The sequence below is a fragment of the Jiangella asiatica genome (assembly GCF_004349065.1).
GTDB classification, from domain to species: Bacteria; Actinomycetota; Actinomycetes; order Jiangellales; family Jiangellaceae; genus Jiangella; species Jiangella asiatica.
Window position 1 is genome coordinate 23984 of the sequence record NZ_SMKZ01000010.1, and the last position, 13833, is coordinate 37816.

General features: G+C 69.5%; 14 protein-coding genes. 1 reads left to right on the forward strand and 13 read right to left on the reverse strand.

Translation table 11 applies throughout. The features are described 5' to 3' along the window. Positions 1 to 7: 7 nt before the first annotated feature. From E1269_RS09170 to E1269_RS09190, 5 genes are read right to left on the reverse strand one after another with little or no spacing between them, the layout of a single operon-like run. Entirely contained in the window at positions 8 to 1288 is a 1281-nt protein-coding gene (locus E1269_RS09170; protein WP_131893626.1) for an ABC transporter substrate-binding protein, read from the reverse strand. Between the two features lie 41 nt (positions 1289 to 1329). Then, positions 1330 to 2688, reverse strand: a complete 1359-nt coding sequence (locus tag E1269_RS09175; RefSeq protein WP_162606303.1) for an alpha-amylase family glycosyl hydrolase — start codon at positions 2686 to 2688, stop codon at positions 1330 to 1332. Further along, complete coding sequence (locus E1269_RS09180) at positions 2685 to 3329, reverse strand: RraA family protein (protein WP_131893630.1); 645 nt, start codon at positions 3327 to 3329, stop codon at positions 2685 to 2687. The genes E1269_RS09175 and E1269_RS09180 overlap by 4 nt, the downstream gene beginning before the upstream one ends. Beyond that, entirely contained in the window at positions 3317 to 4378 is a 1062-nt protein-coding gene (locus E1269_RS09185) for an alcohol dehydrogenase catalytic domain-containing protein (RefSeq protein WP_131893632.1), read from the reverse strand. Before E1269_RS09185 ends, E1269_RS09180 begins: the two co-directional genes overlap by 13 nt. 6 nt (positions 4379 to 4384) lie before the next feature. After that, positions 4385 to 5641 carry a mandelate racemase/muconate lactonizing enzyme family protein gene (locus tag E1269_RS09190; RefSeq protein WP_162606304.1) on the reverse strand — a complete coding sequence of 419 codons (1257 nt, stop codon included), beginning with the start codon at positions 5639 to 5641 and terminating at the stop codon, positions 4385 to 4387. 136 nt (positions 5642 to 5777) lie between these two features. On the opposite strand from E1269_RS09190, the gene E1269_RS09195 reads away from it, so the two are divergent. Continuing rightward, complete coding sequence (locus tag E1269_RS09195) at positions 5778 to 6518, forward strand: FadR/GntR family transcriptional regulator (protein WP_162606305.1); 741 nt, start codon at positions 5778 to 5780, stop codon at positions 6516 to 6518. Between the two features lie 79 nt (positions 6519 to 6597). On the opposite strand, the gene E1269_RS09200 is transcribed toward E1269_RS09195, so the two are convergent. From E1269_RS09200 to E1269_RS09235, 8 genes are all read right to left on the reverse strand, one after another. Continuing rightward, positions 6598 to 6894: a hypothetical protein gene (locus tag E1269_RS09200; protein ID WP_131893638.1), complete on the reverse strand. Its 297-nt coding sequence runs from the start codon at positions 6892 to 6894 to the stop codon at positions 6598 to 6600. Positions 6895 to 6898: 4 nt separating this feature from the next. Beyond that, positions 6899 to 7129, reverse strand: coding sequence for a DUF2188 domain-containing protein (locus E1269_RS09205; protein ID WP_131893640.1), 231 nt, complete (start codon positions 7127 to 7129; stop codon positions 6899 to 6901). A gap of 76 nt (positions 7130 to 7205) precedes the next feature. Further along, the gene (gene ligD, locus E1269_RS09210) at positions 7206 to 8150 is read right to left on the reverse strand and encodes a non-homologous end-joining DNA ligase (RefSeq protein WP_162606306.1); all 945 of its coding nucleotides are present in this window, start codon (positions 8148 to 8150) and stop codon (positions 7206 to 7208) included. A gap of 117 nt (positions 8151 to 8267) precedes the next feature. Beyond that, positions 8268 to 8957 (reverse strand): class I SAM-dependent methyltransferase, encoded by a 690-nt coding sequence (locus E1269_RS09215; protein WP_131893644.1) that lies wholly within the window; start codon positions 8955 to 8957, stop codon positions 8268 to 8270. 277 nt (positions 8958 to 9234) lie between these two features. Continuing rightward, entirely contained in the window at positions 9235 to 10764 is a 1530-nt protein-coding gene (locus E1269_RS09220) for a tripartite tricarboxylate transporter permease (protein ID WP_131893646.1), read from the reverse strand. Between the two features lie 9 nt (positions 10765 to 10773). Then, positions 10774 to 11280: a tripartite tricarboxylate transporter TctB family protein gene (locus E1269_RS09225; RefSeq protein WP_162606307.1), complete on the reverse strand. Its 507-nt coding sequence runs from the start codon at positions 11278 to 11280 to the stop codon at positions 10774 to 10776. Next, on the reverse strand, positions 11277 to 12245 hold the full coding sequence (locus tag E1269_RS09230; protein WP_162606308.1) for a tripartite tricarboxylate transporter substrate binding protein: 969 nt from the start codon (positions 12243 to 12245) through the stop codon (positions 11277 to 11279). Before E1269_RS09230 ends, E1269_RS09225 begins: the two co-directional genes overlap by 4 nt. A gap of 61 nt (positions 12246 to 12306) precedes the next feature. Then, complete coding sequence (locus E1269_RS09235; RefSeq protein ID WP_131893652.1) at positions 12307 to 13737, reverse strand: sulfatase family protein; 1431 nt, start codon at positions 13735 to 13737, stop codon at positions 12307 to 12309. Positions 13738 to 13833 lie beyond the last annotated feature (96 nt).

Below are 13833 nucleotides of genomic sequence, written 5' to 3' on the forward strand. Positions count from 1 at the left end.
GGCCCGCCTACATGTTCTCGATCGCGTCGATGAGCGCTGCCTGCAGGTCGCGGACTGCGTCCGCCGGATCGGTCTCGCCCTGCAGCACGGCGTAGGAGGCGTCCTGAACGGCCAGCGAGATCGCGCTCCAAGCCGGCGACTTGGGCAGCGGTCGGGCATTCGCGAGCGCTTCTTTCAAGGCTGGCAAGTACGGGAACTGCTCCACCAGCTCGGGGTCGTCGTACAGCTCGGCCACGACGGGCGAGAGGCTGCCGTCGGCCAGCAACGACCGTTGCGCCTCCGGCTCGAGCAGCCACACCGCGAAGTCCCGGGCGGTGTCCTTGTGCTCGCCATAGGTACTGACCGCCATGTTCCAGCCGCCCAAGGCGCTCGTGCCGGGGCCGTCGATGCCCGGCAGCGGCGCCACGTCGAACTTCCCCGCCACGACATTGCCGTCGCCTGCGGTGCTCGCCAGCTTGTGCATGTAGGGCCAGTTGCGCAGGAAGAGCAGGCGTCCTTGCTGGAACGCCGTCCGGCCCTCCTCCTCGGCATAGGTGATCGCCTCCCGCGAGATCCACCCCTCCTCGAACGCGTCTTGCAGCAACTGCAGCCCGGCAGCTGCCTCGGGCGTATCGACGGCCGGCGCTCCGGAGTCGTCGAGGATGTCGCCGCCGGCGGCGTTGATGGCCTCCTGAACGTTGACGGTCAGACCGTCGTACTTGGCGAACTGGCCGGCGTAGCAACCCATGTCCTCGGCTTCGGCGATGTCGCAGTACTCCATGAGCTCGCCGAACGTGCCCGGCGGCTCGGGCACCAGGTCGGACCTGTAGTAGAGCAAGCCGGCGTCGGTGTACAGCGGCAATGCGTACAACGTGTCCTCGTACCGGGCCGTGTCGAGCGGCGCCTCGAGCAGTTCGGCGTCCGGCAGACTCTCCTCCGGGATCTCCTCGATCCAATCTCGGGCGGCGAACTCGGAGACCCAGACGTTGTTGGTCATGATGAGATCGAATTCGCTGCTCCGTGCTTGCATGTTCTGCACGATCTGGGCGCGCGTCTCGTCCGAGCTCTGAGGCTGCTCGATCAGCTCCACTTGTTCGGTCGGATTCTCCTCGTTCCATCGGTCAGCCAGATGCTGGAAGACGCCAGTGGTGTCCGGCCGGGAGGCGACGGTGATCGGGCCGCGGTCGCCGGCCTCGCTGTCGCCGGAGCCGTCCCCGGCGCCGTCGCCGGGGGTGGACCCCGCGCAGCTTGTCAGGGCGGCCAGCCCCGCGGCGGTCACGGTGATGGCGTATACGATGCGGTTTCTCATGGGCAGCTACCTTCCGTGGCGAAATGCGCGGACGGGCGGGCTCAGGCGAGCGTGATGACGAGGACGGCGAGGCCTCCGCCGGGCGCGGTGTCCGGTCCGAGAGTGAGCGCGATGCCGTCGGACAGCGCCCGCTCGTCGACGATCGACGTGCCGCCATTCCAGGCATCCACCACCTGGAACGGGCCCCTACCGGTGAGACCGAGCACGTCCAGCGGCAACCGAACTCTCAACGACAAGGGTTCCGGCGCCTCGTTGCCGGCGACGACGATGGTCTTCTCGCCGGCGCGGAAGCGCGCATAGGGCACCAGCGTGACCGCCGGGTCGGCGGCGAGCGACACCATGTCGTTCACCCAGCGGTCGGCGTTCAAGACGTCCCGGTGCTCGCGCCGGATCGCGAGGATGCGCCGCACGTCGGTGTGGAAGGCGCGCCGAGCCGGATCCTCCTCGAGCTGCCTCCACGGAACCTGGCAGCCGTACAGCCACCCGCCGGGTCCGCCTGCGCCGAACAGGCCGCGCCGTACCGCGGGCAGGTTGACCTGTGTGGCGTCGAACTCCTCGCCGGCGAAGATCAGTGGGATCCGGTGGCTGAACGCGGCGGAGTAACCGAACCGCGCTCGGCTGCCGTGCAGGGCGTAGTACGAGCCCGGCCCGTCCGACCAGCCCTCGTCGTGGCAGCTGATCTGATGCGTGGTGAAACGGTGCCGGTTGGCGTTCCACTCGGCCGCGATGTCCGGGCTGAAGCCGCTCCAGTCGCGCTGGCCGACGTGGTAGCGCCCGTTCTCGGGCATGATCAGGATCGGGTGCCCGGCGCTCTCGGCCCGGCGGGCGATCTCGTCCCACACCGTGACGTCGTACATGTCGACGTCGACGCGGAACCCGTCGACGCCGTGCTCGGTCACGTACGAGGACCACAGGTCGATCCACCAGGCGCGGAACTCCGGATGGGCGTAGTCGAAGTCGCGCATCCCCCAGGTGCCGTCCGGGAGGAACCAGTCGGGGTGCTCCGCCACCAGTGCGCTGGTGCGCAGCACGCCGTGCGCGATGACATCGACGAGCACCTTGATCCCATGCCGGTGGGCGGTCCGGATCAGCTGGTCGAAGTCCTCCATGGTGCCCAGGGCTGGATCGACGCGGTCGAAGCGGCTCGCCGCGTACGTGCTCCAGATGCCGTAGAAATGCGCCGTGGCCTCGTGGAACCCGGCCAGCCAGATGGCGGTGACGCCCAGGTCGGCAAGGTAGGGCAGGCGTTCGGCCGTGCTGCGGAACGTGCCGCTGCCGTGGCCGTCACCCGCGCCGTCGGGCGACGTGAACCCGCGCGGGTTGAGCTCGTAGATCACCAGGTCGCGGGTCCACTCCGGCGCGGCGACCCGTTTCGGGTCCTCGATCGGCAACGTCGTCACATGACACCGTATTCGTCATAGGTCTGGGTGATGGTGGCGCCGGCCCGCAGCGTCTCCCGCACCGTGTTCTCGGTCCGGGCCTTCTCCTCGGCCAGTTCGAGGACGTCCGCGACCACCCCTGCCGGCACGACCACGACGCCGTCGACGTCGGCCAGGACGTAGTCGCCAGGGTCGACGCGGACCCCTGCACAGGTGACCGGGACCCGGCCGCGGACAGCCTCCAGGCGACCGGCCGAGTCCGCCGGGTGGGTTCCCCTCGCCCAGAGCCCGAAGTCGTGGCCACGGATCCGATGCAGGTCGCGGCTGTAGCCGTCGACGACGGCGCCGACGCAGCCGTTGACCATGGCTCTGGTGGTGATGAGCTCGCCCCAGAACGCGCTGGCCACGTTCGGCGCGGCCACGACCATGATCTCGCCCTCGCGGAGCTGGTCCACGGCACCGAACTGGACGGTGTATCGCTCCTCCGGCACCTCGTCGACGGCGACGACCTCGAGCGTCGCCGCCTGCCCAACCATCCGCACTGGGGTGCCCAGGCCGTGCAGCACCGGTGTCATGGTCGCGTGCCGGATGCCGATCTCGTCGAGGGCGTCGGAGACGACCGCCGAGTACAGGGCGCTGAGCCGAGCCGCTACGTCGTCCATCGGTCTCCTTCGGGTCCGGCGAGGACCTTGCCCGCCGTGGTCTGTGCGCCGGCCAGCTCGTGCAGCCCGATGGGCACGTCGGTCCAGCCGATGCGATGTGTGATGAGCGGCTCGTACCGCCCGGGGTCGTCGCCCAGCGCGATGACGGCGCGGCGGAAGTCGGCTCTGCTGTGGGAGAGCGAGCCGTTCAAGTCGAGCTCGCGGTGCACCAGGGTGTGCAGGTCGGTCGGGGTGCGGTGGCCGTGGACACCCACCACGACGATGCGGGAATGCGCGGGGAGCCCGGCGATGAGCTCGTTGAGAGCGGCCGAGCTGCCGGTGCACTCGAACGCGACCACCCGCCGGTCGGGCCGCGGCGGCGAAGCGCCCAGGGACTCGACGACGTGGGCAGCCGTCAGCCGCCCGACGAGCCCACGCTGCGCCGCGCGCCGCTCGGCCACGACGAGCGAGCGCGCCGGAGTCGCCTCGAGGAGCAGGGCGATGAGCGAGCCCACCGTTCCCGCACCCAGCACGACCACGTCCGCGCCGTCGAGTGGCCCGGCCCTGTCCAGCGCCCGCACCGCGACGGCCAGCGGCTCGGCGAGCGCGGCGACGTCCAGCGGCACGTGCGCCGGCAGCGGCACGCAGGTCGCCGCCGGCACGTCCACGTAGTCGGCCAGCCCGCCGTCGGCGGAGAGGCCCGCCGCCGCGAGCAGCCGGCAGAGATTCACGTCCCCGCGGCGGCAGTGGGCGCAGGTCTCGCACCCGATCAGCGTGTCGGTGACCACCGCGTCACCCACGGCAAGGCCGGTCACGCCGGTCCCGGTTGCCACGACCATTCCGGAGATCTCGTGGCCCAGCACCAGTGGGGCCTGCCGGCCGGACAGCGGATGCGGACGGGTCGGGACCACCACCGGCCCGCTGGCGTACTCCGCGACGTCCGAACCGCACAGCCCGCACCACGCGACCTCGAGCCGCACCCAGCCGTCGGGCAGGGCATCGGCGAGGGGCCATGGGCCGACCCGCACATCGCCGCGCCCGTGCCAGGCGACCGCCGTCATCTCAGACATCGGCTGTCACCGCGGTGCGCTCGCGCCGAACACGGGCTCCCCCGGCTTGGCGTGCCGCCGGACGGCGGCTTCGTCGACGTCCACGCCGATGCCGGGCCGGTCGCTCATGGCGATCCGCCCGCCGACGATGAGCGGACCGCCGATCAGGTCGTCGAAGAAGGGCACGGACATCGCGTGGTACTCCAGCGCGAGCAGGTTGGGGAACGTGGCCGAGACCTGGGCGGCGAAGGCGGTGCCGACCGGGCCGGCGATGTTGTGCGGCGCGACGGACAGGCCGCTGACGTCGGCAGTCTGGGCGATCAGGCGCGCTTCGGCCAGGCCGCCGACCTTGCCCAGATCCGGCGTCACGACGGCGACCGCCTGATCGCGGATGAGCGGCGCAAACCCCGCCCAGCGGCTCAGGTTCTCCCCGGTGGCGAGTGGGACCGAGGTGGAGCGGGCCAGCTCGCGCAGTCCGTCACCGTTCTCCACGGCCAGCGGATCCTCCAGCCAGAGCAGGCCTTCACCCGCGCACCTCTCGGCGATGGTGCGCGCCGTGGGGAGGTCGTACCGCCAGTGGCAGTCCAGCGCGAACTCGGCAGCACCACCGAGGCCCAGCTTGATGGCGGCGATCAGCTCGCCAAGCAGCTCCACCGACGCAGCCGGCAACCGGCGGCTTCCCTCAGGCGTGGGGATCAGGCCGGGCACGTCGACGTCGAACTTCACCGCGTCGAACCCCAGGTGCACGGCCGCGGCCGCGTTCTTCGTCACCCGGTCCAGGTCGAGCGGCTCGGTCTCCGCGCCCGGCTCGAACAGCGTGATGCCGGTCCTGCGGCCGGAGCCGTCGTCGGCGTCGAGGGCCCACGGCGACGGTCGCGTCTGCAGCAGCGGGCCCAGGCTCGTCAGCGCCGACGAGCCATGGCAGTCGGCGTAGACCCGCACGGCGTCGTGGAACCGGCCACCGAGAAGCCGCCAGAGCGGTGTGTCCAGAGCACGAGCCGTCAGATCCCACAGCGCCGCGTCGAGTCCGGAGATCGCGTTCAGCAACATCCCGCCGGCCGAGCCGGCACCCGAACCGGCCGCGTAGAGCCGGCCGATCAGGCGGTTGATGTCACGCGGGTCCTGGCCGATGAGCAACTCGCCCAGCTCGGCGGCGATGCGCGGCAGGCCCGGAGCGAAGAATGACTCACCCCAGCCCACCAGCCCGCCATCGGTTTCGATGCGCACGATGGTCCAGTCGAAGTTCGCTTCCACGACCGCTGTGGTGACGCTACGTATGCGCACCAGCCCTCCCTCTGTCGAACGCCGCCGCAACCGACAGCCAGGCGTCCGGCCTCGTGACTCGGCTCGATCGGAAGTCTGTATCCGAACAAGTCTAGCTGTCAAGCTGTCCGATAGCTCGCTTGCTATACTTCCGCGTATGGTGGAAGGGAACACTCGGCGCGTCCAGCGGCAGAGCCTGCCCGATCTCGTCATCGAGTCACTGCTCACCGACGTGGAGCGGGGGACGATCAAGCCCGGTGAGACCTTGCCGCCGGAGGCCGAGCTGGCCGCTCAGTTCGGGGTCAGCCGTGCCGTGGTCCGCGAGGCGCTGCGCTCACTCCAGGTCCACGGCGTGGTCGAGATCGTCAACGGCGTCGGATCGGTCATCAGGCCCCTCACCTCGACCCCACTGGCCACCTACTTCAGCTTCGCCACCCGCCTGAAGGACGTCTCGACCATCGAGCTGCTCGAGGTGCGGCGCGGCGTCGAGGTCGAGGTCGCCCGCCTGGCAGCGAGCCGCGCCACCGCCGACGACACCGCAAACCTGAGCGACCTCGTGGACGCCATGGGCCAGGAGACCGGCGACCCTGGCCGCTACGCGGAGCTGGACACCGCCTTCCACCTCGCCATCGCGCGCGCCTCACAGAACGCGATGCTCGCGCACCTCGTCGAGGCTATCCGCATACCGCTGCGTGCCTCCATCGAGCGCGGCCTGGACGTGTGGATCGACGCCGGGCATATCGACACGGTCCAGCAGATTCACGCCGACATCCTGACGGCGATCACGAGCCGTGATCCTGCGCGAGCGATCAGCGCCATGGACTACCACTTCGAACAGGTGCTGCTGATGATCGAGGGCCGGCTCGCCCGCCCAGGACGGCTGACCGACAAGTTGTAGGCGTAGCCGCGGACGCCCTGACCAAGGGATCATGATGGCCCTTGGGTGCCGGAGTCGATGATGGTGACAAATGTTGCGCCTACGCGGCGTCGAGGCGTTGATTCCGGTGACGTCCCCTGCGGGTCAGCAGTCCGCGCAGTCGCTCGGCAGGCTGGGGCCGGATCTCTGCCCAACGTTGCAGCATCGCCGCCCGCAGCTGCTCGGACTCGCTGAGCGCGTCGACCAGGTCGTCCGCTGTGAGCCGCAGGGCCCAGTCACCGTTGTCGAGTTGCCGCCATTCGCCGACGCGGACCGACTTCCCGTCATCAGTCTCGACCTCGACGAAACAGCTGTCGTGGCCGGGCGGTTCGGTGAGCACCACGTTCAGCGCGACCATGACGTCACCCCGGTATGTCCCGCGGGTCACGGCCGCGCGGGTAGGTGCTGCGATCACCGATGGTGCGGTCGGCATGGTGAACCCGGTGCTCCACGCCGCGCTCGCGCGCGTACTGGCGGCCGCTCGCGGCAGCCTCGTCCTGGGTCGTGGCGGAGCTGAGCGGAGTCTCGTCGCCTTCGACGATGTTCACCCACTCATCGCCACGCGGCACGGTGTGAATGTCGCCCGTCGCCATGGCTTTCCCTTCGCACGTCCGGGTGGTCCTGCACCACCGGTACCCAGAAGCAGTGGCCGGTACGCTCCGACAGAGGTCAGGCCGGGTCCTCGCGGACGACGTCGCGGGCCGGCTTGTCTGTGCGGATGCCCTTGTAGGAGGGGTGGCGCAGTGTGCCCTCTCGGGTCCACTCGGCGAACGCGACCTCACACACCACCTCCGGACGCAGGAAGTGAGTGCCGGCCTTGTCCGGCTGGGTACCGACGAACGGGCTTTCCTCGACGGCCAGTGGCGCCAGCTCGGCCTTCAGTCGCCGCCGCTCGGTCAGCCTCATGCCGGTGCCGACACGACCGGCGTAGCGGAACGCCCCGTCCGGGTCGTAGTAGCCCACCGTCAACGCGCCGAGGAAGCTCTTGAAGGACGACTCACCCTCCAGCCAGCCGCCGATCACGAACTCCTGCCGCCGAGAGTTCTTGATCTTCAACCAGTCGCGGGAGCGTTTCCCGGGCTCGTAGCGGCTGCGCAGCCGTTTGGCCACGATGCCCTCGAGCTTCTGGTCGGCCGTCGCCTGGAGGAAGTCCGCGCCGCCTCCGGCAACGTAGGCGGGCACCTGCCAGGAGCCGTCCGGCACGATCAGCTTCTCCAGCTCGGCCCGGCGGTCTTCGTACGGCACCCGCAGCAGCGACCGGCCGTCCAGGTACAGCAGGTCGAAGATCATGTAGTAGGCCGGTGTGTCCTTGATCAGCCGCGGGGTGACCGACTCCGCCTTGACGTTCATCCGCGGCTGTAGCTGCTGGAAGCTGGGCCTGCCCTTGGCATCGAGCGCGATGACCTCTCCGTCCAGGACCGCCCGCCGGTCGAGGAGCGCAGCGGCGAGCCGGCCGATCTCCGGATAGGCGCCGGTGAGGTCGCGCAGACTGCGGCTGGTGAGCCGCAGCTGCCCGTCCCGAACTCTGGCGATGGTGCGTATGCCGTCCCACTTGACCTCATAGCCCCAGGCGTCGTCGTCTTCCGGCAACGCGGCTGAGAGCATCGCGGCCATCGGTTCCACCGTGGGCGGCATCGGATCTTCCCCCGTGTTCCCCATGCACCCACTGATACCCCGTCACCGTAAGTCGAGCTCGGACTACGGGCGTCCCGGTCACCGCCGCACGGTCGATCACCCCAACCGCTGCGTGGACTGAGTCGGGGCGTCAACAGGCGATCGTTTGTTGGCGACTCGCTCTTCAGGCGCCCTTTGGGCGAGGATCCAGGTGTAGGGGATCTCGGTGTTGCCCTCGGTCTGCGTCTCCACGGCGGTCCGGACGATGACGAAGCCAGCATCCACCACCAGCTGGCGGGTGCGCTGGGCGTCGAACATGCTGAAGTGCATGTCAACCCCGAGCCACTCGACCGTTCGGCCGGGTTCGTCGGCGTCCTCGATGCTGAGCAGGAGGTAGCCGCCCGGGCGCAGCCATCGGTGTATACGGACCAGGAGAGTGCCGTGCTGATCACGTGGCACGTGGTCGAACGTGTACAGCGACACCACCGCGTCGAATCGGCCGTCGGTGAAGTCGACAGTCCGTAGGTCGTCGCAGATGAAGGTGGCAGCCAGAACGTTGGCCCTGGCCTGTTCGATCTGTGCCGGCGAGATGTCAACGCCTGTGACGCGGAACGTCGTGGCGAGATCGGCGACGGTCGGCACGCCGGTGGCGCACCCCAGGTCGAGGACCTCGGCGTTCGGCGTGAGCAGCGTCGTCAACCCGCCCAGCCATCGTTTCCGTGGCCACCGAGCCTGCTCGAGGCGTGCGTAGGACGACATAGCGGCGTCGTATCCGGTCCGCACGACCGCGCCGGGATCGTCACTCATTCCCGCACCATACCGACGAGCGACGCAACCCGACTCCGACGTTGGGTCGCCTAGCTGCTTCGCGTCACCGTCATCGAACGATCGTTTGCTGAAGATCACGCCGGGCCCCGGCCGCGACCGGGGCGGGTGTCCCCCGACACTCGTTCAACAGCGCGCCGACGCCCGGCTGCGCGGTTGACGAAGCCCGATGCCGTCCTGGCGAAGCGCGTGGCTGCCGAGCCCGACAAGGCGTTCATGCGGACGCGGGGTGAGCGCGTTGGACTCGGCTGACTCGAACCTATGGGAGGCGACGGGCCCGTTCTTCGCCAGCGTGCCCCGGACGGGCTGACCGCATGCGCCACAGGCGCCCGGTCACCGCGGTCACGATGACGACGCCGAGGACGACGAGGAGCGCCACGGCCACCGGCGACGACGCGAAGACCGTGATGTTCCCGTCGGAGACCACGAGGGAGCGCCGGAAGTTCGTCTCGAAGATCGGGCCGAGGATGAAGGCGAGGACGAGCGGCGCCGGTGGGATTCCGAGTTTGCGCAGCAGATAGCCCACCAATCCGGCGCCGATCATGACCGCGACGTCGAAGGGGTTGCCGTTGATGCTGTATGCGCCGATGACGAGAATCGCGACGGTGATGGTCGCCATGGTGCCCGGTGGGATCTGCGCGATCTTCACGAAGACGGGCAGCAGCGGGATGTTCATGACGAGCAGCACGAGGTTGCCGATCACCATCGAAACCACGACGCCCCAGAAGATGTCGGGGTGGTCGCCGATCAGTTCCGGCCCCGGGGTCACCCCTTGGATCAGCAGGGCTCCGAAGATGACAGCGAGTACGCCGTTGGGCGGGAAGCCGAGGGTGAGCAGCGGGATGAAGGTGGAGATGCTCGCGGCGTTGTTCGCGGTCTCCGGCCCGGACACCGCCTGCGGGACGCCGGAGCCGAACTCCTCCGGCTGCTTCGACACCCGTCGCTCCACGCCGTAGGAGACGAGCGACGCCAGCACGCCTCCGCCGCCGGGGATCAGCCCGAGAGCGGTGCCGATCACCGAGCCACGGCCGACGGCGCCGGCGCTGTCGGCGATGTCACGGCCGGTCGGGAGCACCCGTCCGATCGTCCGGGTCACGGAGGTCGGCCGCCGGCTCTCGGTGATGTTGACCAGCAGCTCCGAAAGTCCGAACACGCCCATGATGATGGCGACGATCTCGAATCCACCGAGTAGGTCGGGGACGCCGAGCGTCCAGCGCGGGCTGGCCGTGATGGGGTCGGGGCCCACCGAGGCGACCAGCAACCCGATGCCGATGGCCACGAGTGACTTGAGGGTGGTACCCGCGGACGTGTACGCCACGAGGAACAGCCCCAGCAGGGCCAGTACGGCGTACTCGGGCGAGCCGAAGCCGAGGGCGAAGTCGGCCAGGGTGGGCGAGAACAGGATCAGGCAGGCGGTGGCGAACAGCCCGCCGGCGAAGGACCCGATCGCCGCCAGCCCGAGGGCCTTGCCGGCCTGCCCCTGCCGGGCCATGGCGTGGCCGTCCATGGTGCTGACGACGGAGGCCGCCTCGCCGGGGATGCGCAGCAGCACTGACGTGATGGTCCCGCCGTACATCGCGCCGTAGTAGACACCTGCCAGCAGGATGATCGCCGTGGGCCCGTCCAGGGTGAAGGTCAGCGGGATCAGCAGGGCCACCGTCGGGGCCGGCCCCAGCCCGGGCAGGACACCCACCATCATGCCGACCGTGACGCCGAGCAGCACGAACAGCAGGTTCTGCACGGACAGTGCCACTTCCAGGCCGTGCAGCAGTCCCTCGAGGATGTCCACGTGGAGCTCCTAGAAGCCGGTCAGCGTTCCGGCCGGGAACGGAACGTCGAGGAGGTAGAGGAAGATGACGAGGATGCCGGCCGAGGCCGCGGCTGCGGTCACGACACTGGTGCGCCATGAGGACCCGACCACGGCCTTGCACCAGTAGAGGGTGACGAACGCGGTGGTGGTCGCCACCCCCAGCTGTCCCAGTGCCGGAACCGCCAGCAGCAGGACCGGCAGCGCCAGCGCCAGGCCGCGCGCTTCGGCACCGGTGATGGCCTCGGCCCGGTCCAGCAGGATCGCTGGGCGCACCTGCGCGAATCCCAGGAGCAGCGTCGTGAGCAGCGCGACCCAGAACGGCCAGAACCCGGGCTCGGTGTTGGCGATGCTGCCGACCGGCATGGTGAGCCGGACCGAGACGGTGAGGCCGGCGGCGGCCGCGAAGAGGACGGCGAAGCAGGCCCGTACGAAGCGCGGGCTCGGCGCCGGGTCGACCTCGCCGTCGCGGTGGCCGATCACCTCGGCATCGGTCACTGGAGGAACTCCTCGTAGCCTCTCGCGGCCGTCTCGAGCATCTCCTGAACGTCCGAGCCCGGGATGAACTCGGGCGGAGCGACGCCCTCGCCGATCTGCGCCTGGATGTCGCCGTTCGACATGCACGTCTCCATGGCGCCCTCGAGCGTCGTCACGATCGGCTCTGGCGTGTCGACCTGGGTCGCCAGGAACCAGAACGAGTCGCCGAGGGGCAGCCCGTCGAACCCGAGCGACACCAGCGTGGGGACGTCGGGAAGGGACGGGGCCGGCTCGTCGACGGCGGTGGCGAGCGCGACGACCTCGCCGGACTGGATGCGCGGCAGGGTGACGCCGCCGTCGGCGGACAGGTACGCGGCGTCGACCTCACCACCGAGCAGCGCCTGGATGGTGTTGCCGTTGCCGGTGAACGGCACCGCCTCGAGCTGCAGGTCCTGGGTGCTGGTCAGGGCTGTGATCGAGATGCCCGGGACGCTCGTGGGCCCGGGGATGCCCACGACGAGCCGCTCGGACGCGGCGCCAGCGAAGAACTCCTCCGCGCTGGTGTACGGCGAGTCCGCCGCGACGACGAGCACCACCGGCGCCTGCCCGATCATGCCGACGGGCAGGAAGGAGTCCGGCTCGTAGCCAACACCGCCTTCGGCGATGGGCGGGACGACGGCGTTGCCGACGCTGGTGGAGACCAGCGTGTAACCGTCGGCCTCTGCTTGAGCGAACAGTCCGTTGCCGACCGCGCCGCCACCACCGTCGCGGTTCTCCACCACGATGGTCGCGTCGAGCTCCTCCTCGATGCAGGGCACGACGAAGCGGGTCGAGACGTCGGTTGACGAACCCGCGGGAACCGGGATGATGAGGTCGATCGGCCGGTCCGGGTAGTCGTCGGTGCTCGCGCTGTTCTGCGTCTGGCCGCAGCTGACGAGCGCGACCATCGCGGCGAGGACGCCGGTCGTGGTGATCAGGGTGCGCATCTGGGTTCCCTTCGTCGTCGTTGACAGATCCGGGACGGAGCCGGCTAGGGCCGCTCGCATCTCATTTCGACACTCCGGACGGGAAGACGTGGGTGTCGTAGTCCGGGATCGCGGGCAGCCACTCCTCGGCCCATCGCTTCTCGATGCCCGCGCGGAAATCGTCGGCCGCGTCGCGGAGCTCGGCGACCACGGTGGGCAGGTCGTCGGCGAGGTTCCGGGTCTCGCCGAGGTCGTCGTCGAGGTCGGCCAGGAACACCGGGTCCTCGGCCGGGAGCGACTCCTCCAGCTGCCCGTTGAGCGTGAGCTTCCACCGTCCCTGCCGGACGGCGGTCTGCTCCCCCTGCTCCCAGAAGAGCGCCTGGTGCGGTGTGCCGGCGCCATTGGCCAGAACCGGCAGCACATCGGTGCCGTCGAGCTCGTAGCCCGAGGTGTCTCCTTCGGCCGCGGCCAGAACGGTGGGAAAGACGTCCATGGCCGCCAGCGGCTCGTCGATGCGCTGCCCGGCAGGGATCCGCGCAGGCCAGCTGACGATCCCGGGCACACGGATGCCGCCCTCGAACAGGCTGAACTTGTGTCCCTTCAGCGGGCCGGCGCTGCTGCCGGGATAGGCGTCCTGGCCGCCGTCGAGCCAGTTGCGGATCTCGCGGGACGGGCCGTTGTCGGACGTGAAGAGGATGACAGTGTTCTCCCGCAGGCCCTGCCGCTCCAGCTCGTCGACGATGCGGCCGATCGCCTCGTCCATGGCGCTGATCATCGCCGCCATGATCATCTGCGGCCACGGCAGGTGTCGGAACGGCTCCTTGTAATTCTCCGGCGCATGCAGCGGATAGTGCGGCGCGTTGAACGGCACGTAGAGGAAGAACGGGCGCCGGTCCGAACCGGCCGTGCGGACGGCGTCGACCGCCCGGTCGCGAACCAGTTCGGTCATGTACTCGCCGTCGTGGTAGACCTCGACGCCGTTCTCCCAGAGGTCGTGGATGGGGGCGCCGAAGTAGGTCCGCCCATTCATGGGCACGCGCCGGTTGTTGGGGCTGTAGTGGATGTGAGAGTAGTAGTCGATCGCGCCGGCGAGGTGCCCGAACGACGCCTCGAAGCCGTGCGCCTCGGGACGCGACTCCACCGTCAGGCCCAGATGCCACTTCCCGATCAACTCGGTGCGGTACCCGAGCTCGCGCAGGGCTGTCGCGAGGGTCGGCACCTGCGGCGCCAGCCCGGGCGTCGTCCGGTAGCCCTGCAGGATCGAGCGGACGCCGGCGTTGCCGGGGTACCGGCCGGTGAGCAGACTCGCCCGCGACGGGGAGCAGACGGGCGAGTTGGCGTACCACGACGTCAGCAGCGCGCCCGATCGAGCGAGGTCGTCCAGGCGCGGGGTGTGCACTGTCTCGGACCCCATGATGCCGAGGTCGCCGTACCCGTGGTCGTCGGAGACGAAGACGATGATGTTCGGCCGTGCGGGCTCGCTCTGCTCGTCGTGAACGGGTACGCCAGTCATGCGGCGTAAAGTAACACCATTGATTTAACAGGTGCAATCTTTAACCTGGCGAACCAATGGTGTTATCTTTCGCCGGACCCGACCCGTCCGGCACAC